The following is a 23,158-nucleotide window of genomic DNA, read 5'->3' as shown; positions in this document are numbered from 1 at the left end:
CCTCATGCGTAGGGGCTGTCGGCGCCCGCGGCGGCGGGACGCGGGGCGCGGGCGGGGCAGCAGCCCACCGGGCAGAGGTCGTGGCTCGCGCCCGGCGCGCCCAGGGCGCACGGCGTGACCTCCTGGCCACGCTCGGCGGCGGCCCGCTCCCGGACGAGGTCACGGATCGCGGCGGCGAACCTCGGGTCGGCGCCCACGGTGGCCGAGCGGCGCACCGGCAGGCCCAGTTCCTCGGCCTTGGCCTCGGCCTCCGTGTCGAGGTCGTAGAGGACCTCCATGTGGTCGGAGACGAAGCCGATGGGGGCCATCACGACGGCCGGGACGCCGGCCGCGTGCCGCTCCTCGAGGTGGTCGCAGATGTCCGGCTCCAGCCACGGGATGTGCGGGGCGCCGGAGCGCGACTGGTAGACGAGCTGCCAGGGGTGGTCGACACCGGTGCGTTCGCGTACGGCGTCGGCGATCAGCCCGGCGACGTCCAGGTGCTGCCGGACGTAGGCCCCGCCGTCCCCGTGCTCCTCGACCGGGCCGGAGGTGTCGGCGGCCGAGAGGGGGATGGAGTGGGTGGTGAAGGCGAGGTGCGCGCCGTCGCGCACGTCCTCGGGCAGGGAGGCCAGGGACCGGAGCACGCCGTCCACCATGGGCTCCACGAAGCCGGGGTGGTTGAAGTAGTGCCGCAGCTTGTCGATCTTCGGCAGTTCCAGGCCCTCGTCCTGAAGGGCGGCCAGCGCGTCGGCGAGGTTCTCGCGGTACTGCCGGCAGCCCGAGTACGAGGCGTAGGCGCTGGTGGCGAGGACCAGGATGCGGCGGCGGCCGTCGCGGACCATCTCGCGCAGGGTGTCCGTGAGGTACGGCGCCCAGTTGCGGTTTCCCCAGTAAACGGGGAGCTGAAGGCCGTGGTCCGCGAAGTCCTTGCGCAGGGCGTCCAGCAGGGCGCGGTTCTGGTCGTTGATCGGGCTGACCCCGCCGAAGAGGAAGTAGTGCCCGCCGACCTCCTTGAGGCGTTCCTTGGGGATGCCGCGCCCGCGCGTCACGTTCTCCAGGAACGGGACCACGTCGTCCGGCCCTTCCGGGCCGCCGAAGGAGAGCAGGAGCAGGGCGTCGTAAGGGGTGGCATCGAGCGCGTCTGGCATGCCTCCGATCCTGCCACCCGGCGCCGACAGTGCCGCAACGGCGGTGCCGCACGCGCACGGAGCCATACCCGTGGGTGCATCGGGGTCACCGCACTCGTAAGCTGTATGCGCCGACTTCGCGCCTTACCCACCGGTACGAGCCGTGCCGCGCGCGCATGCGGCGGTTCCGATCCCTCGCCGCCTCTTCCGAACCGCCCGGAGACCCAGTGCCCAGCCCCTACCGCGCCCTGTTCGCCGCCCCCGGCTCCAAGGGCTTCTCCGCCGCGGGGTTCCTCGGCCGGATGCCGCTGTCGATGATGGGCATCGGCGTGGTCACGATGATCTCCCAGCTCACCGGGCGGTACGGGCTGGCGGGCGCCCTGTCGGCCACCATCGCGCTGTCGGCGGCGGTGGCGGGCCCCCAGGTCTCGCGTCTGGTCGACCAGTACGGACAGCGGCGGGTGCTGCGTCCGGCGACCCTGCTGGCGCTGTGCGCGGCGGCCGTGCTGCTGCTCGCCGCGCACTACGGGTGGCCGGACTGGGTGCTGTTCGTGTCCTGCGTGGGCATCGGGTGCGTGCCCAGCGTCGGCGCGATGATCAGGGCCCGCTGGGCGGCGCTGTACCGGGGCACGCCGCAGCTGCACACCGCGTACTCCTTCGAGTCCGTGGTGGACGAGATCTGCTTCATCTTCGGGCCGATCATCTCGATCGGCCTGTCCACCGCGTGGTTCCCGGAGGCGGGCCCGCTGCTGGCGGCCGGCTTCCTGGCGGCCGGCGTGTTCTGGCTGACCGCGCAACGGGCCACGGAGCCCGCCCCGCACCCGCGCGAGCGGCGCGGTGGTGGCTCCGCACTGCGCTCCCCCGGCCTCCAGGTCCTGGTGAGCACCTTCGTGGCCACCGGCGCGATCTTCGGTGCCGTGGACGTGGTCACGGTGGCCTTCGCCGACGAGCAGGGCCACAAGGCGGCGGCCAGCGTGGTCCTCGCCGTCTACGCGCTGGGCTCCTGCGTGGCGGGTGCCGTTTTCGGGCTCGTGCACTTCAAGGGAGCGCCCGAACCTCGGTGGCTGCTGGGTGTGTGTGCGATGGGCGTGAGTATGATCCCCCTCCTACTGGTCGGAAACTTGCCGTTTCTGGCCGTGGCGCTCTTCGTCGCGGGCCTGTCCATCGCTCCCACGATGATCACGACGATGTCCCTGATCGAGGAGCACGTACCACGCGCGCAACTGACCGAGGGCATGTCCTGGGTGAGCACCGGGCTCGCGGTGGGGGTCGCGCTCGGCTCCTCCGTGGCCGGCTGGGTGATCGACGCCGCCGGTGCGCGCGCCGGGTACGGGGTTCCGGCGGTGTCCGGAGCCGTCGCGGTCGCGGTCGGTTTCCTCGGGTACCGCCGGCTCAAGCGGCCGGCTCCGGGTCGGGGAGGCTCCGTTGAGCAGCACAGCGAACGGGAAGAACGGCACGTGGCGTAACTGGGGCGGCACTGTCGCCGCCCGCCCGGCACGGGCGGTCACGCCCGCCTCCGTGGAGGAGCTGACCGAGGCGGTACGGCGGGCGGCCGAGGAAGGCCTCCCGGTCAAGGCCGTCGGCAGCGGGCACTCCTTCACGTCCATAGCGGCGACGGACGGTGTGTTGATCCGCCCTCAACTGTTGACCGGTATTCGCGACATCGACCGGGAGGCAGGCACCGTCACGGTCGAGGCCGGCACTCCGCTCAAGAGGCTCAACCTGGCCCTCGCGCGGGAGGGGCTGTCGCTGACGAACATGGGCGACATCATGGAGCAGACGGTCTCCGGGGCCACCAGTACCGGCACGCACGGCACCGGCCGCGACTCCGCCTCCATCGCCGCCCAGATCCGGGGCCTGGAGATGGTCACCGCCGACGGCTCGGTGCTCACCTGCTCCGACACGGGGACCGAGGAGGAGCGGGCCCTCTTCGCGGCCGCCCGGATCGGCCTCGGCGCCCTCGGCATCGTCACCGCGATCACCTTCGCCGTCGAGCCGCTCTTCCTGCTCACCGCGCGCGAGGAGCCGATGACCTTCGACCGGGTCACCAGCTCGTTCGACGAACTCTGGGCGGAGAACGAACACTTCGAGTTCTACTGGTTCCCGCACACCGGAAACACCAACACCAAGCGCAACAACCGCAGCGCCGGGCCGGAGCGCCCGGTGGGGCCGGTCAAGGGCTGGTTCGAGGACGAGTTCCTCTCCAACGGCGTCTTCCAGATGGCCAACTGGGTCGGCCGCGCCGCGCCCGCGAGCATCCCGGCGATCGCCCGGATCTCCAGCAAGGCCCTCTCCGCCCGCACCTACACGGACATCCCGTACAAGGTCTTCACCTCCCCGCGCCGGGTGCGGTTCGTGGAGATGGAGTACGCCCTCCCGCGCGAGGCGGTCGTGGAGGCGCTGCGCGAGCTGAAGGCGACGGTCGACCGGTCCCGGCTGCGGGTGAGCTTCCCCGTCGAGGTGCGCACCGCCCCGGCCGACGACATCACGCTGTCCACGGCGTCGGGCCGGGACACCGCGTACATCGCCGTCCACATGTTCCAGGGCACCCCCCACCAGGCGTACTTCACGGCCGCCGAGCGGATCTTCACCGCGTACGAGGGGCGGCCGCACTGGGGCAAGGTGCACACGAGGGACGCGGAGTACTTCGCCGGGGTCTATCCGCGCTTCGGGGAGTTCACGGCGCTGCGGGACCGGCTGGATCCGGATCGCCGCTTCCAGAACGACTACTTGCGGAGGGTGCTGGGTCCGTAGCGGGCGCGCTGGGCGTGGAGGTCGCCGCCGGCTCCTCGCCGGTTCCCTGTTCGCCTTCTTCGCTCACGCCCGGGCCGGGCTCGGCCGTCGCGTCCCCCGCCGTACCGCCGTCGTCGCCGCCCGAGGAGGCGCCGTCGGACGGAGTGGCGCCCTCCGGGGTGCCGGGGGTCGCGGACGGCGCCGGTGTCGAACCGACCCCGCCGGAACCGGAGTCGGAGTCGGAGTCGGAGTCGCCGGAACCGCCGGTCCCCGCGGGGGCCTCGGGGTCCCCGGAGTCCGGGGACGACCCGCCGTGGCGGGAGAGGGCGTCGCCGACCGTCGTGTCGCCCTTGCCGCTGAAGCTGCTGCCGGAGGCCAGTTCGAACGTGGTGATGCCCGCCATCGTGACGCCGAAGACCAGGGCGGCCGCCAGCAGGGGGCGCTTGGGGCCTCTGACCCGCGCGCGGTGGACCGTGCCCGCGGAGAACTCGCCCGGCGCACGCGGGGCTTGCTCCGCCGTGGGGGCCGGCGCCCTGGTGTCACGGAGCTGCTCGCCGGTTCGGGTGAAGAAGTGCTGGAACAGCGAACCGCCGCAGGTGGCGACGACGCTGACGAGTCCGGCACCGAGGATGGTGCCGTACACCCCGAAGTACGAGGCGAGTTTGGCGGCCACCACGGCGGCCACGGCGCTGCCCGCCACCTGGGGCACGCTCAGGTCGATCCGCCGTCGTCCCCCCTCCTCGCCGGTGCTCGACTCCTGGACGACTTCGGGCCTTTCACGCATTCCGGTGCCTTGCCTGCCTTTCCCGTACTTGATCGACTGGGGGTACGAGAGGGGGACGTACGGCCGAAAGCGGTAGTTCCGTATCGGGGGATTCCGTGAAGTACGCCACGTACATGATCAGGAAAATCCACCAGCGGCGGCCAAGTACCGTCCCCTGGGAGAAGTTGAGCGGCGCGCCAATCCACGCACGTGGTCCAAATGGAGTACTGTTGCGAGCCCTGGGTCCGGTCTCCCGCCTGGGCGTCCGCGACCTCGGTGGACCGCCGGGAGGGGGCAAGTTGCACAGGGTGACGGAGTTGGTCACTTAGCGTTGCGAATAGGTAACCGTGCCATAACGGCGTCGGGGGCCCTGTGCCCGACACGCCGGGCAACTCGGCAAGGTTGTGGCAGGCTGCACCCGGGCAGGCCACACTCGACTAGCGGAAGCAGCGACGCACGTGACGTCGGCAGGCACCACCCGGGAGGTCCCCATGCCCGAACTGCGTGTCGTGGCCGTCTCCAATGACGGCACACGGCTGGTGCTGAAGGCTGCGGACAGCACGGAGTACACGCTTCCGATCGATGAACGGCTCCGTGCCGCCGTGCGCGGCGACCGTCCCCGCCTCGGCCAGATCGAGATCGAGGTGGAGAGCCATCTCCGCCCCCGAGACATCCAGGCGCGGATACGTGCGGGCGCGAGCGCGGAAGAGGTCGCCCAGATGGCGGGCATCCCCGTCGATCGCGTACGTCGCTTCGAGGGCCCCGTGCTGGCCGAGCGCGCGTTCATGGCCGAGCGGGCCCGTAAGACTCCGGTCCGCCGCCCCGGCGAGAACTCCGGCCCCCTGCTCGGCGAGGCCGTGCAGGAGCGGCTGGTGCTGCGCGGCGCCGAGAAGGACACCGTGCAGTGGGACTCCTGGCGCCGCGACGACGGCACCTGGGAAGTGCTGCTGGTCTATGTCGTGGCGGGCGAGCCGCACTCGGCGAGCTGGACGTACGACCCGCCCCGGCGGCTCGTCCAGGCCGTCGACGACGAGGCTCGTTCGCTGATCGGCGAGGCCGACGACCTCGGCACGCCCGAGCCCAGCTTTCCCTTCGTGCCGCGCATCGCACGGCTGCCGCGCGAGCGGACGGTGGACCGCCCTCTGGAGCGGGAACGGGAGCGGCCGAGCCTGCCGCCGCCCGCGGTCGATCCGGTCGAGGAGGGCGTGGCCGAGCGGGACTCGCTGACCAGCCTCCTGGAGGCGGTGCCGAGCTTCCGGGGCGACCTGGTGGTCCCGGAGCGTCCCGCGCCCGATCCGGTGGAGGAGCCCGCCGCCGAACCCGAGGCGGAGGAGCCCCCGGCGCCCGCGGCCTCGGCCGGTTCCGCCTACGCGGACGTCCTCATGCCGCGCTCCGTCGGCAGCCACCGCGACCGCCTGGTCGGTGCCACCGACCGGCAGGCGGAGGCGGACGGCGTCCGCCCGGGGCGCAGAGCGGCGGTCCCGAGCTGGGACGAGATCGTGTTCGGGACGCGACGCAAGAAGCAGGAGTAGTACCGGCGGCACGGCCGCCATCGCCACGAGGGCCCGCCCCTGATCGCTCAGGGGCGGGCCCTCTGCCCGCGCGGGAGAGCGGCGCGCCCCGCCAGGGCCCGGGTCACTGGGGATCCGGACCGACCGCCACCGGTCGCGACGGGTCCGACGACCACTCCGACCACGAGCCCACGTACAGCGCGGCCGGGATCCCCGCCACGGCCAGCGCCAGCACCTCATGCGCTCCGGAGACACCGGAGCCGCAGTACACGCCGACCTGCTCCTCGTCGTGCGCCCCCAGCGCCTCGAAGCGCGTCCGGAGTTCCCCGGCGGGCAGGAAGCGGCCGTCCGCACCCACGTTCTCGTTCGTCGGCGCCGACACCGCGCCGGGGATGTGCCCGCCCACCCGGTCGATCGGCTCCACGTCGCCCCGGTACCGCTCCGCCGCCCGCGCGTCGAGCAGTACACCCGAACGGGCCAATGCCGCCGCCCCGTCGGCGTCGAGGTGCCCCCGCGCCCCGGGCTCGGGACGGAAGTCGCCCTCCGCCGGCACCGGCTCCTCCCGGGAGAGCGCTCCCTCCCACGCCGGCAACCCCCCGTCGAGGACTCGCACGTCCGGGTGACCCGTCCAGCGCAACAGCCACCAGGCGCGGGCCGCGGCCCAACCCTGGCCGCCGTCGTACACGACGACCCGGCGACCGGCGGACACACCCGCACGGCGCATCGCGGCACCGAACTCCGCGAGGTCCGGCAGCGGATGACGCCCGTGCGCGCCGGCCGCGGAGGCCAGCTCACGGTCGAGGTCCACGTAGACGGCGCCCGGAATGTGCCCGGCGGCGTACTCGGCGCGACCGTCGAACGACGGCTCACCGGCCGCCTTGGCCACGCTGAGCTGCCAGCGGACGTCGAGCAGGACGGGCGGGTGGCCACCCGCCAGGTCGTCGGCGAGTTCGGATGCGGTGATGATGGCGTTCATGGTCACCAGTCTTGCGCACAGGGTGGCCGCATCGTCCAGCTCGGGCTACTCTGCTCGGCCGGGCACGCTCGATCACCAGGCGTACGGGATCGGGCACAACCCGTAGAGCAGAGCGGCATCCGAAGCAATCCGACGGAACCGAACAAGCAACCGCGGACCGGGCAACTGCCGGGCGGGCAGCGGAATGCGGCGGCGCGCCCCGAGAGCGGGACGACGAGGGCGGTGCGAGCATCGGGCACGGGGGTCCGAGGGCGGAAGCGACACGGCCACCGCGAGGGGCCGAGGGGAGAGTGACGATGACCGAGGCACGGGGGCCGGCCGACCGCGCGGGCGGGGCGCACGCGCGGTACACGCCCGGAACACCCTGCTGGGTGAGCCTGATGGTGCACGACCTGGCGGCGACCGAGGAGTTCTACGGCATCCTGTTCGGCTGGGAGTTCCGGCCCGGCCCCCAGCAGCTCGGCCCCTATGTGCGGGCGCTGCTCGACGGCCGTGAGGTGGCGGGCATCGGCAGACTGCCGCCGGACCGGCATCTCCCGGTCGCCTGGACCCCGTACCTGGCCTCCGACGACGTCGACCGGACCGCTGAGACGATTCGCCTGTGCGGTGGCACGGTCGGCGTGGGCCCCCTCGACGCGGAGGACGCCGGGCGGCTCGCCATCTGCGCGGACCCCTCGGGCGCCGTCTTCGGTGTCTGGCAGGCGGCGGCCCATCAGGGCATCGGCATCGCGGGGTTGCCGGGGACGCCGGCCTGGCACGAGTTGCTGACGTTCGAGTCCGAGCGGGTCGCCAAGTTCTACGGCAGCGTCTTCGGCCATGTGCGGGAGCCTGTGGTCTCCGCCGACGTCGACTACCTCACCCTGCACCTCGACGGGCGCCCGGTCGCCGGCGTGCACGGACTGGGCATGTCGGTGCCCCGTGACCGGGGCCCGCACTGGCTGACGTACTTCGAGGTCGACGACACGGACGAGGCGCTGCACCATGTCGCCGGACTGGGCGGGCACGTCCTTGGACCGGCGCGTGAGAGCGCCCACGGGCGCGTGGCCACGGTGGCCGATCCCGAGGGCGCGCGCTTCGCGCTGATCCAGAGCCGGCCCTCAGACGGGTGACACCGGCAGCACGTCGGGCGACAGCGCCGCCGCGTGCGCCGAGGCCGCCGTCATACGGCGCCGGTGGTGCCGGCGGCACAGCACCTCGTAGCCGACGGTGTCCGCCTGGTTGACGTCGCCGACGACCACCTGGGCGCCCTCGACGACCATCTGGCCGCCGACCGTGCGGGCATTGTGCGTGGCGCGCGCCCCGCACCAGCACAGCGCCTCGACCTGGAGCACCTCGACCCGGTCGGCCAGCTCCACCAGTCGCTGCGAGCCGGGGAAGAGCTTGGTGCGGAAGTCGGTCGTGATCCCGAAGGCGTAGACGTCCAGGCCCAGGTCGTCGACCACGCGGGCGAGTTGGTCGATCTGCTCCGGCGCCAGGAACTGTGCCTCGTCCGCGATGACGTAGTCCGCGCGACCTCCCTGCGAGAGCTGGTCGACGAGGTACGCGTACAGGTCCATGCCGTCGGCGACCTCGACCGCGTCCGTGACCAGGCCGAGCCGGGAGGACAGCTTGCCCTCGCCGGCGCGGTCGTCGCGGGTGAGGATCACGCCCTGCAACCCCCGCGCGGAACGGTTGTGCTCGATCTGGAGAGCCAGCGTCGACTTCCCGCAGTCCATCGTTCCGGAGAAGAACACCAGCTCGGGCATGGGAAGTTGAGCACCTTTCGGGGAGAGGTCGGCGGTGGGGGTCAGGAACGCACTTCGAGCAGCGGCACCAGCTGCTCGGCGGGGGTCATCGAGCCGTGGTTGCCCACCATCAGGGACTCCTTGGGCTCCCGCTGGGAGGCGATGAGCAGGACGTCGTCGCGCGCGGCCGCGATCACGTCGCCGATGCGTGCGTACACCCGCTCGTCGATGTGCGGCCCGAACCACCCGGCCGCGATCGCCTCGTCCCGTGAGGCCACCCAGAACTGCTCGCCGAGCACCTCGCGCCAGCAGGTCAGCACGTCGTCGGCGGCGCCCGGGACCGCGTAGACATGGCGGGCGCGGCCCTCGCCGCCGAGCAGGGCGACGCCCGCGCTCAGCTCCCAGTCCTCGTCGAAGTCGATGCGGTGCCGCTCGTCGAAGGGCACGTCGACCATGCCGTGGTCGGCGGTGACGTAGAGCGCGCTGCGCGGGGGCAGTTGCTCCGCCAGGCGCTGGACGAGGCGGTCGACGTACATGAGCTGGCCGACCCAGGTGTCCGAGGCGACACCGTAGCGGTGGCCTGCTCCGTCGAGTTCGGCGTAGTACGTGTAGACCAGGCTGCGGTCGCCGGCGGCGAGTTGCTCGGCGGCGAGGTCCATGCGCTCCTCGCCGGTCAGCCGCCCGTGGAACGTTCCGCCGCTGAGCGCGACCTTGGTCAGCGGGGTGTTCTGGAAGGCGGGCGACGAGACCTGCGCGGCGTGCACCCCGGCGCGGTCCGCGAGCTCGAAGACGGTGGGGTAGGGCTGCCAGGCGGCCGGCGGTGTCCAGGGGTGCCAGCGCAGCTGGTTCATCAGCTCGCCGGTGTCCGGGTTGCGCACGGTGTACCCGGGCAGGCCGTGCGCGCCGGGCGGCAGTCCGGTGCCGACCGAGGCCAGCGAGGTCGCGGTCGTCGCCGGGTAGCCGGCGGTGAGGGGGCGGCCCGTGCCGCCGCGCGAGGAGGGAAGGAGCGAGGTCAGGAACGGCGCCTCCAGCGGGTGCGCCTTCACCTGCTCCCAGCCGAGCCCGTCGATCAGGAACACGCAGGCCCGGTCGACGGGGGTGAGCTCGGTGATCGCCGCGGTCATGTCGGGTACGCCCATGCCGGCGGCCAGGGTGGGCAGCAGGTCGGCGAGCGAGCCCGTGCCGTACTCGGGGCGCGGGGCGGAGTCGACGGCGAGGGGCTCGGGGTGGTCCCAGGCGGCGGGCTGTGCCATCAGCGTGTGGGGTCCGCGGTCGCCTCGGAGACGGCCTGCGCGAAGACGAGGGCCTGGCGGACCGTCTCGGGGCCGTCCCCGGCCTCACTGACGCGCAGGCTGAGGTCGTCCGCCGTCGAACTGCCCGTGTAGCCGTGATCGGCCTCGCAGTTGGGGTCGCCGCAGGCGGCGGGCTCCAGGTCGATGCGGGAGACGGCGCCCCAGCCGATGGTGAGCACCACCTCGCGCGGGAGGGTGCCCGGGGTGTACGACTCCGGGTTCGCGACGACGCGGCTGACCACGACGGAGGAGATCCGGTCGAGCTTGACCGACTCCGTGGACGTCGTGGCGTAGGGCGTCGGCGAGGTGCTGTCGGCGGCCTGCTCGTCGGTGTGGCTGACGACGAAGCGGTGGTCGGTCAGGACGAGCACGGTGACGTGCCGGCGCACCTCGTTCTGGTCGAACGTCGTCTCCTGGTGGACCAGGTACGACCGGATGGGCTCGCCGCCCACGGCGGCCTCCACCGCCTCGGCCACGAGGGCCGGGTAGTAGCCGCTGCGCTCGATCGCCGCACGCAGCCCCTGGGTCGTCGTACTGGTCTTGGCCATGCCGTCCATCCTACGGGGGCCCACTGACTGCGAGGCACCGCTCGGGTGGTGCGGGCCCCGGGCTCAGTAGGTGGGCAGGGTGCGTGGGCCCAGGTCGTCGCGGACGGGGGGTGGGGCCAGGCGGACCGAGGCGCTGAGGACGCTGAGGCCGTGGGGGGCGACGACGACCGGTTCGAGGGTGACCGCCACCACCTCCGGGTGGTCGTCGACCAGGCGGGACACCCGTAGGAGCAGCTGTTCGAGGGCGGGGGTGTCGACGGGGGTGGAGCCGCGCCAGCCGAAGAGGAGCGGGGCGGTCCGGATCGAGCGGATCAGCGAGGTCGCCTCACGGTCGGTGACCGGGACCAGCCGGTGCGCGGTGTCGCCGAGCAGCTGGGAGGCGGCACCGGCGAGCCCGAAGGAGAGCACGGCTCCGGCGGCCGGGTCGATCACGGCCCGTACGACGGTGTCCACTCCGCGTGGCGCCATCCGCTGCACGACCGGCCGCAGCTCCTCCGGCTTCCCGAACAGCTCCTTCAACTCGGTGTACGCCCGCCGCAGTTGCTCCTCGTCCGCGAGGTCGAGCCGGACACCGCCGAGGTCGGCACGGTGGCGCAGGTGCGGGGCGGTGGCCTTGAGCGCGACGGGGTAGCCGAGGGCGCGGGCGGCCTCGGCGGCGTCGTCGGGGGTCGGGGCGGGCCGGGCGCGGTGCACATGGATGCCGTACCGGCGCAGCAGCTCGCAGGTCTCTTCCATGCCGAGCGTGAGGCCCTGCCCGCGCGCGAGCAGCCCTCCGATCAGCTCCGCCGCCCCCTTCTCGTCGATGTCGTCGTACTCCGGCACCTTGCCGGGGTCGGCCGCCTCCCGTCGCCACTGCCCGTACTGGACGGCCTGGGCGAGGGCGCGGACGGCCCGCTCGGCGGCGGGGTAGGCGGGGATGAGATGGGAATCGACGGGGAGGGGGGAGGGGGCCGCGGCCTCCTGGCCGTCGGGGGCCGGCGCCGTTCGTCGCTCCGGGGGCCTCGGGGACTCCGGGGGCTTCGGAGGCGTGCCCGTGCGCGGGGGCCACGGTGTCCGTGACCGGGCTGGGCCTTCCTCCAGGGCGTCCGGCCTGCTCGTGCCGGCGCCGGTGTCCTCGCTCGTCGGTCCCGCCTGCGGTGCCGTGCTCGCCGCCGCCGACAGCGCGTCCGCGAGACCGCCCAGCTCCACGTGGACCACCAGCACCGGCTTGGAGGGCACCGCCGCCGCGCCCGACCGCAGGGCCTCGGCCAGCGCCGCGTCCCCTGCCCTGCCTTCCCCCACCATCGGTATCGCGGTCACCACGACGGCGTCGCACGTCTCGTCGGCGAGCGCCCGCGCCAGCCCCGCCCGGAAGTCCTCGGGCGAGGCCGCGGTCGTGAGGTCGCGCGGCGCCTGCGGTCGCAGCCCCTCGGCCAGGCAGGCGTCGTACGTCAGCAGCCCCAGCGACTCGGAGTTCCCGAGGATCGCCACGCGTGGCCCCGCCGGCAGCGGCTGGCGCGCGAGCAGCAGCCCGGCGTCCACCAGTTCGGTGATCGTGTCCACCCGGATCACCCCGGCCTGCCGCAACAGCGCGGACACCGTGGCGTGCGGCAGGCGCGTGGCCCGTACCGCGTGTCCCTGTGGCGCCGCGCCCCCGTGCCGCGCGCCCTGGACCACGACCAGCGGTTTCGCCGCCGCGGTCCGCCGCGCGAGCCGGGTGAACTTGCGCGGGTTGCCGATGGACTCCAGGTACATGAGGACGACGTCGGTGTCCGGATCGTCGTACCAGTACTGGAGGGCGTCGTTGCCGGACACGTCCGCACGGTTGCCGGAGGACAGGAAGGTCGACACGCCCGTGTCCCCGGTGACCCCGCCACCGCGCCGGTGCAGCCGGGACAGCAGGGCGATGCCGATCGCCCCGGACTGTGCGAACAGCCCGATCCGCCCGGGCCGCGGCATCTCAGGGGCCAGCGAGGCGTTGAGCCGCACCGCCGGGGAGGTGTTGATGATCCCGAAGGTGTTCGGGCCGATGATCCGCATGCCGTACGCGCGTGCCTGCCGCACGAGTTCACGCTGGCGCTCGCGCCCGTCGGGCCCGCTCTCGGCGTACCCGGCGGAAATCACGACGAGCCCCTGCACGCCGTGCTCCCCGCACTCCGCGACCACGTCCGGGACATGCTCCGCCGGCACCGCCACCACCGCGAGGTCGACGGTCTCCTCGATGTCGCGCACCGACCTGTGGGCGGGCACCCCGTCGAGTTCCTTCCACCCGTCGGGCAGCGCCCTGTTCACGGCGTACAGGCGGCCGGTGAACCCGGCCTCCCGGAGGTTGCCGAGCACGCTGCGGCCCACTCCCCCGGGCGTGCGCCCGGCGCCGACGACGGCGATCGAACCGGGCGTCAGCAGCCGCCGTACCGACCGCCCCTCGGCGCGCTGCTCCCGCGCGCGCTGCACCGCGAGCGAGCGGTCGGTGGGTTCGAGGTCGAACTCCAGCCGTACGACGCCGTCCTCGAAGCTGCGCTTCTGGGTGTACCCGGCGTCCGTGAACACCTTGATCATCTTGTTGTTGGCGGGCAGCACCTCGGCGGCGAAGCGACGGATGCCGCGCTCGCGGGCGACGGCGCCGATGTGCTCCAGCAGGGTGGAGGCGACGCCGCGCCCCTGGTGGGCGTCCTGCACCAGGAAGGCGACCTCGGCCTCGTCGGCGGGCGCGGACGCGGCCATCCCGTCGGCGCCGATGCGGTCGTAGCGCACGGTGGCGATGAACTCGCCGCCGATGGTCGCCGCGAGTCCCACCCTGTCCACGAAGTCGTGGTGCGTGAAGCGGTGGACGTCCTTCGCGGACAGCCGCGGGTAGGGCGCGAAGAAGCGGTAGTACTTCGACTCGTCCGAGACCTGCTCGTAGAAGCTGACCAGGCGCTCGGCGTCGTCGACGGTGATGGGCCGGATGCGTGCGGTGCCGCCGTCGCGCAGCACCACGTCGGCCTCCCAGTGGGCGGGGTACTCGTGCCGGTCCGACGGGCTCTGCATGGGGCCCAGAGTACGGCTCGCGTACGACAACGGCGCGAGGCAGTCTGTGGAGGGACACGAGCCGGAGCGAGGCCGCGTTCCGGCGCCGCCCGGGGCGGGACACCGGGCCCGTCGGGGCATGCTCCACGATGTGGGAAACTGGTCTAGACAACCCTGAACACCTGAAGGGCAGCATCACATGGCTGAGCGCCGCGTCAACGTCGGCTGGGCCGAGGGTCTCCACGCCCGCCCCGCCTCCATCTTCGTCCGAGCCGCCACGGCCGCAGGCGTCCCGGTGACGATCGCCAAGGCGGACGGCAACCCCGTCAACGCGGCCTCCATGCTGGCCGTCCTGGGTCTGGGCGCCCAGGGTGGCGAGGAGGTCGTCCTGGCCTCCGACGCCGAGGGCGCGGACGCCGCGCTCGACCGTCTGGCCAAGCTGGTCGCGGAGGGCCTCGAGGAACTTCCCGAGACCGTCTGAGCCCCCCCGACGGCATTTCCGAAGCCGCGTCGCCTCTTTCCGGGCGGCGCGGCTTTGCCGTTCTCCGGCACACCCGGTCGGTTTTCCGCACCACGACGCGCCCGAATTCAGGGCATGCCGAAAAGGGCAGCGGAAATTGCTCCGCCGCCGAAAGTCGTTTCTTTGTATACGGCGCTCGTGTTAATGCCGCAGGCCCGACATGTTGACGGCATGTTGCGAAGTCCTCACACGGTCCGCGCGGTCTCCGACGCCGGGAAATCGGAGCCGGTGCGCGCCGGTCGCGCGCTCGGCGTGCAGCGCCGTGACCGCGCGCGCCCTTTCACCGTCGCCGCGCGCCACCGCGTCCACGATCGCGCCGTGCTCCGACCAGGACTCCACGTGGCTGAGCGGCGCCTCCACGGAGTACATCCAGGCGATCTTGTGCCGCAGCTGGGTCAGCATCGCGATCAGCGCGGGGCTGCCGGAGGCCTGGGCGAGCGTCTCGTGGAACCAGCCGCCCAGGGAGCGCAGATCCTCGCTGCTGCCCCGCCTCGCCCGCTCCTGGCCCAGCCGGACCAGGCCGCGCAGCACCTTCAGATGGGCCTCGGTACGCCGCTGCGCGGCCCGCGCGGCACCGAGCGGCTCCAGCAGCAGGCGCATCTCCAGCAGGTCGGCGGCCTCCTGCTCGGTGGGCTCCGCCACGCACGCGCCCGCGTGCCGCCGGGTCACCACGAAGCCCTCGGCCTCCAGCGTGCGCAGGGCCTCGCGGACGGGGACGCGCGAGACCCCGTAGCGGCGCGCGAGGAGTTCCTCGGTGAGCCGGCCGCCACGCTCGTAGACACCCGCGACGATGTCGTCCCGGATGGCCGTGCACACCGAATGCGCCGGAACACGCATGACCGACCTCCGCCTTAATCCCCGTGAAACGCCGACGACTGACGTGTGTTCCGCGACTCTATTGCAATGAGCCGGAATTTCCGATGGCGGGCCGGAATCCATGCATATTTTTTGGACATACAGGCGTGCGAAACACCGAAAGCCCCGGCTCACGGAGCCGGGGCCACGGGAAACGGGCGATCCGCCGTCAGACGCCGACGCCGTGCGAGCGGAGGTAGGCGACCGGGTCGATGTCCGTGCCGTACTCCGCCGTCGTCCGGGCCTCGAAGTGGAGGTGCGCTCCGGTGACGTTGCCGGTGGCGCCGGACAGGGCGATCTGCTGCCCCGGCGTGACCGTCTGGCCCACCGAGACCGAGAAGGACGACAGGTGCCCGTACTGGGTGTACGTGCCGTCGTTCATCTTGATCACCACTTGATTGCCGTACGCCCCGCCCCAGCCGGCCTCGACGACGGTGCCGGACCCGACCGCGTGCACGGGCGTGCCGCTCGCCGCGTGGAAGTCGACACCGGTGTGGCTGCCGGACGACCACAGGGCGCCGCCGGACCGGTAGCCGGTGGAGACGTAGGAGCCGCTGATCGGCGACACATAGGTGGTGAGGCGCTTGCGCTCCGCCTCGCGGGCGGCGCGCTCCTTGGCCTCGCGGGCCTCCTCGGCCCGCTCCTCCGCGCGCTTCTTGGCGGCGGCCTCGGCCTTCTTCTCGGCCTCGGCCTCCGCGGCCGCCTGCTGCTGGGCGACGGCCTGGGCGTCTATCTGTTCGGCGACCGAGTCGCCGATGGTGATGACCGGGAGCAGGCCGGTCTGCTCGGCCGCGGGCTCGGCGGCGAGCGCGGGAGCGGCCAGGGTGCCGATGACACCGGTGGTGGTGAGGGCCGCGACCCCCGCCGCGCGGGCGGTGGTGCGCTTCATCCGGCTGGGACGACGGTGCTTCCCGGTGGCGCGCGTGAACGCCATGTAGTGGCTGGTCCTTTCCTTCCCTCTCGCCTACCGGGTTAGCTGACGGGTTCGGAGCAGGAAGGTCTCCTACGGACTCCCTCGCCGTGCGCGGGAGTCCGATTCACCCCAGGGACTTCATGGTTGGGTCCCCGGCTCCCCTGGCTCGCGCCGTACGGGGACTCGGCGATGGCTGTCCGGTGCCGCGGGTGCGGCGCACTGCCTGACGGACAGCCCGGATGACGCTAAGCGGGACATCTTTCAATCCCCAAACCCAACCGGGCGTTTGTAGCGCATCCCACAGGCCAGACAGGCGACCTCTCCCTCAATTGGGACATAAAGGGGCCCTGGTGACGCATCCGTCACCAGGGCCCCTGCACGCGCGTGCCGTGCGCAGGCCTCTACTCGGCCGACACGACCGTGACTTCGCCGATGCCGAGGGCCTCCACGGGCTCCTTGATCTGCGCCGCGTCACCCACGAGGATCGTCACCAGACGGTCCGCCGGGAAGGCGCTGACGACGGCCGCGGTGGCCTCGACGGTGCCGGTCGCGGCCAGCTGCTGGTACAGCGTCGCCTGGTAGTCGTCGGGGAGGTGCTGCTCGACCTGGTCGGCCAGCGTCCCCGCGACGGCCGCGGCGGTCTCGTACTTGAGCGGCGCCACCCCGACGAGGTTCTGCACGGCGACGTCCCGCTCGGCGTCCGTGAGCCCCTCCGCGGCGAGCGTGCGCAGCACCGTCCAGAGGTCCTCCAGCGCGGGACCGGTGTTCGGGGTGTCCACGGAACCGCTGATGGCGAGCATCGCGGCACCGCTGCCGTCGGGCGCGGAGCGCAGCACCTGACCGAACGAGCGCACCCCGTAGGTGTAGCCCTTCTCCTCGCGCAGGACGCGGTCCAGACGCGAGGTGAGGGTGCCGCCCAGGCAGTACGTGCCGAGCACCTGGGCCGCCCACACGCGGTCGTGCCGGTCGGGGCCGACGCGGCCGATGAGCAGCTGGGTCTGGACGGCGCCGGGACGGTCCACGATCACCACGCGGCCCGTGTCGTCCGCCGTCACCGGCGGCACCGGACGCGGTTGCGCCTGGGAGCCGGCCCAGGCGCCCAGGGTCTCGCCGAGCAGCACCTCGACGTCGATGTCCGTGAGGTCGCCGACGACCACGGCGGTGGCGGTGGCGGGGCGGACGTGCCGCTCGTAGAAGGCGCGTACGGCCGCGGAGTCGATCTTCGCGACCGTCTCCTCGGTGCCCTGACGCGGGCGGGACATGCGCGAGGCGGTCGGGAACAGCTCCTTGGAGAGCTCCTTGGCGGCCCGCCGGGCGGGGTTGGCCAGCTCGTGCGGGATCTCGTCGAGGCGGTTGCGGACCAGCCGCTCGACCTCGCTGTCGGCGAAGGCGGGCGCCCGGAGCGCGTCGGCCAGCAGCCCGAGCGCCTTGGGCAGGCGGGAGACCGGCACCTCCAGGCTCAGCCGGACGCCGGGGTGGTCGGCGTGCGAGTCCAGGGTGGCGCCGCAGCGCTCCAGTTCGGCGGCGAACTCCTCGGCGGAGTGCTTGTCGGTGCCCTCGGAGAAGGCCCGCGCCATGATCGTGGCGACGCCGTCGAGTCCGGCCGGCTCGGCCTCCAGGGGCGCGTCCAGCAGCACCTCCACGGCCACGACCTGCTGGCCGGGGCGATCGCAGCGCAGCACCGTGAGGCCGTTGTCGAGCGTCCCGCGCGTGGGAGCCGGGAACGCCCAGGGGCGGGCCTCGCCCGCCTGCGGCTGCGGGTGGAAGTCCATCGTGGCGAGCTCGGTCACTTCGCCGCCTCCTCGGTGTCGTCGTCTGCGTCGGTCTCGGCGTCTGCCGCAGCCGTGGGCTCGTAGACGAGCACCGCGCGGTTGTCGGGCCGCAGGCGGGCCTTGGCGACCTCCCTGACCTCCTCGGCCGTCACCTCCAGGACCCGCTGCACGGCGGTGAAGGCGAGCTTCGGGTCACCGAACAGCACGGCGTAGCGGCAGAGTTCGTCGGCGCGGCTGGCTACCGTGCCCAGCCGGTCCAGCCATTCGCGCTCCAACAGCGCCTGCGCGCGCTCCATTTCCTCGGCCGTCGGGCCCTCCTCGGCGAACCGGGCGAGCTCCTCGTCGATCGCGGCCTCGATGACCGGCACCTCGACGTCGCCGGACGTCTTCACGTCCAGCCACCCCAGGGACGGCGCTCCGGCCAGCCGCAGCAGGCCGAACCCGGCCGCCACCGCCGTGCGGTCGCGCCGGACGAGCCGGTTGTACAGGCGGGACGACTCGCCGCCGCCGAGGATGGTGAGCGCGACATCGGCCGCGTCGCACGCGCGCGTGCCGTCGTGCGGGAGCCGGTAGGCGCCCATCAGGGCACGCGCCGGAACCTCCTCCTCGATGACCTCGCGCGACTCCTTGCCCATGACCTCGGGCAGCGAGCCGTCACGCGGGGCGGGCTTGCCGTCGTGGCCGGCGATGGAACCGAAGTACTTCTTGATCCATTCGAGCGTCCGCTCGGGATCGATGTCGCCGACCACCGACAGCACCGCGTTGTTCGGCGCGTAGTACGTACGGAAGAACTGGCGCGCGTCCTCCAGGGTCGCCGCGTCCAGGTCGGCCATCGAGCCGATCGGCGTGTGGTGGTACGGGTGGCCCTCCGGGTAGGCGAGGGCGGTGAGCCGCTCGAAGGCGGTCCCGTAGGGGACGTTGTCGTAGCGCTGGCGGCGCTCGTTCTTGACGACGTCCCGCTGATTCTCCATGGACTCGTCGTCCAGGGCGGTGAGCAGCGAGCCCATGCGGTCCGCCTCCAGCCAGAGGGCGAGCTCCAGCTGGTGGGTGGGCATGGTCTCGAAGTAGTTGGTGCGCTCGAAGCTGGTCGTGCCGTTCAGGGAGCCACCGGCACCCTGCACCAGCTCGAAGTGACCGTTCCCCTTGACCTGGGCGGACCCCTGGAACATCAGGTGCTCGAAGAGGTGAGCCAGGCCGGTACGCCCCTTGACCTCGTGGCGCGAGCCGACGTCGTACCACAGGCACACCGCCGCGACCGGGGTCAGGTGGTCCTCGGAGAGCACCACACGCAGGCCGTTGTCCAGGCGGTGCTCTGTCGCTGTCAGCCCGCCGGAGCCTGCCTCGGCTGTGGCCGTGTGACCCATGGGCATGTACGTCCCTTCGATCGCGGTGCGGTCGGGAAACCGCGGAAATCCTGCCAGTCCTGCCACTGTATGCAAGCGCGCGGACCTGGTGTGAAGTTCCCGGAGCGCGTACGCCCACAGCGAGAATCCGGATGCCCGGCGCGAGGGCGTAGCCTGCGGGTCAGCGCGGGGCCGGGTGGCCGACGTCGGGTCCAGCGTCCGCGCTGTCAGTGGCGCGGTCCACAATGGTCCGCGTCAGATGTGGTTCACGCTCAGCTGGAGTGAGCCGCAGGGACCTGAGCGCCCCGTGGGCGAACGACCGAAAACAGGAGGAGCCGGCAGCGATGGCCCGCCGCAGCACGAAGACCCCGCCGCCCGACGACTCGTACGAGGAGCGGATCCTCGACATCGACGTCGTGGACGAAATGCAGGGCTCCTTCCTCGAGTACGCGTACTCGGTCATCTACTCCCGGGCCCTGCCGGACGCCCGTGACGGTCTCAAGCCCGTGCACCGCCGCATCGTCTACCAGATGAACGAGATGGGCGTGCGCCCCGACCGCGGGTACGTGAAGTGCGCCCGCGTGGTCGGCGAGGTCATGGGCAAGCTGCACCCCCACGGCGACGCGTCGATCTACGACGCCCTGGTGCGCATGGCGCAGCCGTTCTCCATGCGGGTGCCCCTGGTGGACGGCCACGGCAACTTCGGCTCGCTGGGCAACGACGACCCGCCCGCCGCCATGCGGTACACCGAGTGCCGGATGGCCGAGGCCACGAGCCTGATGACGGAGTCCATCGAAGAGGACACCGTCGACTTCGCGCCGAACTACGACGGCCAGGAGCAGGAGCCGGTGGCCCTGCCCGCCGCCTTCCCGAACCTGCTGGTCAACGGCGCCTCCGGCATCGCGGTCGGCATGGCCACGAACATGCCGCCGCACAACCTGCGCGAGGTGATCGCGGCTGCCCGCCACCTGATCAGGCATCCGAACGCCGATCTCGACGCCCTGATGCGGCACGTCCCGGGCCCCGACCTGCCCACCGGCGGCCGGATCGTCGGCCTCACCGGGATCCGCGACGCCTACGAGACGGGCCGCGGCACGTTCAAGATCCGCGCCACGGTCGCCGTGGAGGACGTGACGGCACGCCGCAAGGGCCTGGTCGTCACCGAGCTGCCCTTCGCGGTCGGCCCGGAGAAGGTGATCGCGAAGATCAAGGACCTGGTCGGTTCCAAGAAGCTGCAGGGCATCGCCGACGTCAAGGACCTCACCGACCGCGAGCACGGACTGCGCCTGGTCATCGAGATCAAGAACGGCTTCGTGCCGGAGGCGGTCCTGGAGCAGCTCTACAAGCTCACGCCGATGGAGGAGTCCTTCGGCATCAACAACGTCGCGCTGGTCGACGGCCAGCCCCTCACGCTCGGCCTCAAGGAACTCCTGGAGGTCTACCTCGACCACCGCTTCGAGGTCGTGCGCCGCCGCTCGGAGTTCCGCCGCGGCAAGCGGCGCGACCGCCTGCACCTGGTCGAGGGCCTGCTCACGGCGCTGGTGGACATCGACGAGGTGATCCGCCTCATCCGCTCCAGCGACAACTCCGCGCAGGCCAAGGAACGCCTGATCGAGCGCTTCGGGCTGAGCGACATCCAGACGCAGTACATCCTGGACACGCCGCTGCGCCGGCTGACCAAGTACGACCGCATCGAGCTGGACGCCGAGAAGGACCGGCTGACCACGGAGATCGAGGAGCTGACCCGGATCCTCGAGTCGGACGCCGAGCTGCGCAAACTGGTCTCCACCGAACTGGCCGCCGTCTCCAAGAAGTTCGGCACCGACCGGCGTACGGTCCTGCTGGACTCGACCGCCACGGCGGTGGCCGCGGTTCCGCTCCAGGTCGCCGACGACCCGTGCCGCATCCTGCTGTCCTCGACGGGGCTGCTGGCCCGTACGGCCGACGCCGAGCCGTTCCCCGAGGCCGCCGCGGCCAAGCGCGCCAAGCACGACGTGATCGTCTCGGCGGTCCCGGCCACGGCCAGGGGCGAGGTGGCCGCGGTGACCTCGGCGGGCCGGCTGCTGCGGATCAACGTGGTCGACCTTCCCCAGCTCCCGGAGACGGCGGCGGCGCCGAACGTCTCCGGCGGTGCGCCGCTCGCCGAGTTCGTCTCCCTGGAGGGCGACGAGACGGTGGTCTGCCTGACCACGCTCGACGAGTCCTCCCCGGGACTCGCGCTCGGGACGGAGCAGGGCGTCGTCAAGCGGGTGGTGCCGGACTACCCCGCCAACAAGGAGGAGCTGGAGGTCATCACCCTCAAGGAGGGCGACCGGATCATCGGAGCGGTCGAGCTGCGCACGGGAGAGGAGGACCTGGTCTTCGTCACCGACGACGCGCAGCTCCTGCGCTACCAGGCCTCGCAGGTGCGCCCGCAGGGACGCCCGGCGGGCGGCATGACGGGCATCAAGCTCACCGAGGGCGCCAAGGTCATCTCCTTCACGGCCGTGGACCCGGCGGTGGACGCGGTGGTCTTCACCGTCGCGGGTTCGCGCGGCACGCTGGACGACTCCGTGCACACGACGGCCAAGCTGACCCCGTTCGACCAGTACCCGCGCAAGGGCCGGGCGACCGGCGGCGTGCGCTGCCAGCGGTTCCTGAAGGGCGAGGACTGCCTGTCCTTCGCCTGGGCGGGCGCCACGCCGGCCCTCGCCGCTCAGAAGAACGGCTCGCCCACCGAGCTGCCCGAGATCGACCCCCGCCGCGACGGCTCGGGCGTGTCCCTGGCGAAGCCGGTCGGGGCGGTGGCGGGGCCGGTCTAGAGCGGGGGCTCCTCGGGATGCGTGGGGTACGGATCCCGAGGGTCCGCATCACGGGGGTGCGCATCCCGTGCGTCCGGTACGTAGCGCAGGACGCCCCACATGCCGTGCTCATCGGCGTGCGGGGCGTCGTCGGCGCACGCCGAGAGTTCCTTGTCGAGGGCGGGGGCGTCGATGCCGGAGCCGATGAGGACGAGCTGGGTGAGGCGTTCGGCGTCGGCTTCCCACGGCTCCGGGTAGAAGCGCAGGAACCGTCCGACGGCGTGCACGGCGTACCGGTTGCGCGCATCGTGCGGGCCGAAGTCGACGTACCCCTTGATCCGGTAGAGCCCCTCGGGCCGGCTGTCGAGGAACGTCATCAACCGGCGCGGGTCCAGGGGCGTCTCGGAGACGAAGGAGAGGCTGTCGTAGGCGGCGTGCAGATGCCCGGCGTGCTCGTGCTCCTCGCCCGCGCCCGCGCCGTGGTGCTCGCGCAGGTCGTCGAAGGACAGCTGCCCGACGCGCTCCCGCGAGGGCCGGCAGTCGAAGAGGAACTCGGGGTCGACACGGCCGTAGGTCGCCGGGACGACGGCCGCACGGTCGGCGAGGGAACGGACGAGGGCGAGGACCCGCGCGGAGTCCGGCGCCCGGTCTGTCTTGTTGACGACGACGAGGTCGGCGAGCGCGAGGTGCCGGTCGATCTCGGGGTGCTTCGCGCGCGTGTCGTCGAACTCGGCGGCGTCGACGACCTCCACGAGCCCGCCGTAGACGATGCCCGGATGCTCGCTGGCCAGCACCATCCGCACCAGTTCCTGGGGCTCGGCGAGCCCGCTGGCCTCGATGACCACGACGTCGATCCCGGCGCCCGGGTGTGCCAGCCGTTCGAGGTAGACGTCCAGCTCACCGGCGTCGACGGCACAGCACAGGCAGCCGTTGCCGAGGGAGACGGTGGAGTCCCCGAGGGCGCCGGCCACCGCCATGGCGTCGATCTCGATGGACCCGAAGTCGTTGACGAGGGCGCCGATGCGGCTGCCTCTGCTGCGGTGCAGGAGATGGTTGAGCAAGGTCGTCTTGCCGGAACCCAGGAATCCGGCGAGTACGACGACCGGGATCTGCCGGGAACCGGGGCTCGGACCCACCGTGCGACCTCTCTCACGCCTACGCGCACACCGGTTCACACCCGGGCGCACCTTACGGAACTTGCATGCCGGGCCAGGATACGAGCACGCAGAATCTCCGCGTAGTGAACGATTGTTAGCAGCGCGGGCGGGGCAGACGTTGGGCATGGCGCCGGTTTGTGCGACCCTCGCTTCCTTCCGTGCGCCTCCTCTCCG

General features: G+C 72.4%; 18 protein-coding genes and 1 riboswitch. Of the genes, 6 read left to right on the top strand and 12 right to left on the bottom strand.

Annotated elements, in window-relative coordinates:
• Window positions 1–2 precede the first annotated feature (2 nt).
• Entirely contained in the window at window positions 3–1,130 is a 1,128-nt protein-coding gene (locus ACZ7LV_RS10930) for a ferrochelatase (protein WP_471937988.1), read from the bottom strand.
• Between the two features lie 206 nt (window positions 1,131–1,336).
• Between ACZ7LV_RS10930 and ACZ7LV_RS10925 the strand changes: the two genes are divergently transcribed.
• Both ACZ7LV_RS10925 and ACZ7LV_RS10920 read left to right on the top strand, forming a co-directional pair.
• Entirely contained in the window at window positions 1,337–2,575 is a 1,239-nt protein-coding gene (locus ACZ7LV_RS10925; RefSeq protein WP_471937986.1) for an MFS transporter, read from the top strand.
• The gene (locus ACZ7LV_RS10920; RefSeq protein ID WP_471937984.1) at window positions 2,535–3,863 is read left to right on the top strand and encodes a D-arabinono-1,4-lactone oxidase; all 1,329 of its coding nucleotides are present in this window, start codon (window positions 2,535–2,537) and stop codon (window positions 3,861–3,863) included. Before ACZ7LV_RS10925 ends, ACZ7LV_RS10920 begins: the two co-directional genes overlap by 41 nt.
• Here ACZ7LV_RS10920 and ACZ7LV_RS10915 read toward each other — a convergent pair.
• A complete protein-coding gene (locus tag ACZ7LV_RS10915; RefSeq protein ID WP_471937982.1) occupies window positions 3,787–4,626 on the bottom strand; it encodes a hypothetical protein in 840 nt (279 codons plus the stop codon). The genes ACZ7LV_RS10920 and ACZ7LV_RS10915 overlap by 77 nt on opposite strands.
• Before the next feature lie 470 nt (window positions 4,627–5,096).
• Between ACZ7LV_RS10915 and sepH the strand changes: the two genes are divergently transcribed.
• A complete protein-coding gene (gene sepH, locus ACZ7LV_RS10910; protein WP_471937980.1) occupies window positions 5,097–6,137 on the top strand; it encodes a septation protein SepH in 1,041 nt (346 codons plus the stop codon).
• 103 nt (window positions 6,138–6,240) lie between these two features.
• Here the strand turns inward: sepH and ACZ7LV_RS10905 are convergent, their stop codons facing one another.
• Complete coding sequence (locus tag ACZ7LV_RS10905; protein ID WP_471937978.1) at window positions 6,241–7,092, bottom strand: sulfurtransferase; 852 nt, start codon at window positions 7,090–7,092, stop codon at window positions 6,241–6,243.
• A gap of 296 nt (window positions 7,093–7,388) precedes the next feature.
• Between ACZ7LV_RS10905 and ACZ7LV_RS10900 the strand changes: the two genes are divergently transcribed.
• On the top strand, window positions 7,389–8,201 hold the full coding sequence (locus ACZ7LV_RS10900; RefSeq protein ID WP_471937976.1) for a VOC family protein: 813 nt from the start codon (window positions 7,389–7,391) through the stop codon (window positions 8,199–8,201).
• Here the strand turns inward: ACZ7LV_RS10900 and ACZ7LV_RS10895 are convergent.
• From ACZ7LV_RS10895 to ACZ7LV_RS10880, 4 genes are read right to left on the bottom strand one after another with little or no spacing between them, the layout of a single operon-like run.
• A complete protein-coding gene (locus tag ACZ7LV_RS10895) occupies window positions 8,190–8,837 on the bottom strand; it encodes a thymidine kinase (RefSeq protein WP_471937975.1) in 648 nt (215 codons plus the stop codon). The two genes, ACZ7LV_RS10900 and ACZ7LV_RS10895, sit on opposite strands and share 12 nt — an antisense overlap.
• A gap of 41 nt (window positions 8,838–8,878) precedes the next feature.
• Window positions 8,879–10,069 (bottom strand): alkaline phosphatase family protein, encoded by a 1,191-nt coding sequence (locus tag ACZ7LV_RS10890; RefSeq protein ID WP_471937973.1) that lies wholly within the window; start codon window positions 10,067–10,069, stop codon window positions 8,879–8,881.
• A complete protein-coding gene (locus ACZ7LV_RS10885; protein ID WP_471939172.1) occupies window positions 10,069–10,665 on the bottom strand; it encodes a DUF5998 family protein in 597 nt (198 codons plus the stop codon). The genes ACZ7LV_RS10890 and ACZ7LV_RS10885 overlap by 1 nt, the downstream gene beginning before the upstream one ends.
• Before the next feature lie 54 nt (window positions 10,666–10,719).
• Entirely contained in the window at window positions 10,720–13,665 is a 2,946-nt protein-coding gene (locus ACZ7LV_RS10880; RefSeq protein ID WP_471937971.1) for a bifunctional acetate--CoA ligase family protein/GNAT family N-acetyltransferase, read from the bottom strand.
• A gap of 178 nt (window positions 13,666–13,843) precedes the next feature.
• On the opposite strand from ACZ7LV_RS10880, the gene ACZ7LV_RS10875 reads away from it, so the two are divergent.
• Window positions 13,844–14,125, top strand: a complete 282-nt coding sequence (locus tag ACZ7LV_RS10875) for an HPr family phosphocarrier protein (RefSeq protein WP_055697115.1) — start codon at window positions 13,844–13,846, stop codon at window positions 14,123–14,125.
• 180 nt (window positions 14,126–14,305) lie between these two features.
• On the opposite strand, the gene ACZ7LV_RS10870 is transcribed toward ACZ7LV_RS10875, so the two are convergent.
• The 4 genes from ACZ7LV_RS10870 to ACZ7LV_RS10855 form a co-directional block, all read right to left on the bottom strand.
• Window positions 14,306–15,001, bottom strand: coding sequence for a GntR family transcriptional regulator (locus tag ACZ7LV_RS10870; protein WP_471937968.1), 696 nt, complete (start codon window positions 14,999–15,001; stop codon window positions 14,306–14,308).
• A 187-nt stretch (window positions 15,002–15,188) separates the two neighbouring features.
• Window positions 15,189–15,953 (bottom strand): M23 family metallopeptidase, encoded by a 765-nt coding sequence (locus ACZ7LV_RS10865; RefSeq protein WP_471937966.1) that lies wholly within the window; start codon window positions 15,951–15,953, stop codon window positions 15,189–15,191.
• A gap of 12 nt (window positions 15,954–15,965) precedes the next feature.
• Window positions 15,966–16,131: riboswitch (cyclic di-AMP (ydaO/yuaA leader) on the bottom strand.
• A gap of 202 nt (window positions 16,132–16,333) precedes the next feature.
• On the bottom strand, window positions 16,334–17,722 hold the full coding sequence (locus ACZ7LV_RS10860; RefSeq protein WP_471937964.1) for a M16 family metallopeptidase: 1,389 nt from the start codon (window positions 17,720–17,722) through the stop codon (window positions 16,334–16,336).
• Window positions 17,719–19,074: a M16 family metallopeptidase gene (locus tag ACZ7LV_RS10855; protein WP_401678535.1), complete on the bottom strand. Its 1,356-nt coding sequence runs from the start codon at window positions 19,072–19,074 to the stop codon at window positions 17,719–17,721. The genes ACZ7LV_RS10860 and ACZ7LV_RS10855 overlap by 4 nt, the downstream gene beginning before the upstream one ends.
• A 317-nt stretch (window positions 19,075–19,391) precedes the next feature.
• Here ACZ7LV_RS10855 and ACZ7LV_RS10850 point away from each other — a divergent pair, with 317 nt between their 5' ends.
• Window positions 19,392–21,848 (top strand): DNA gyrase/topoisomerase IV subunit A, encoded by a 2,457-nt coding sequence (locus ACZ7LV_RS10850; protein ID WP_471937962.1) that lies wholly within the window; start codon window positions 19,392–19,394, stop codon window positions 21,846–21,848.
• Here ACZ7LV_RS10850 and ACZ7LV_RS10845 read toward each other — a convergent pair.
• Entirely contained in the window at window positions 21,845–22,963 is a 1,119-nt protein-coding gene (locus tag ACZ7LV_RS10845) for a CobW family GTP-binding protein (RefSeq protein ID WP_471937960.1), read from the bottom strand. The genes ACZ7LV_RS10850 and ACZ7LV_RS10845 overlap by 4 nt on opposite strands.
• Between the last annotated feature and the right edge of the window lie 195 nt (window positions 22,964–23,158).

Source organism: Streptomyces sp. NPDC107562 (genome assembly GCF_055657325.1).
The sequence above is the reverse complement of the archived record's forward strand: the minus strand, read 5'-3'. Positions and strand labels throughout refer to the sequence as shown.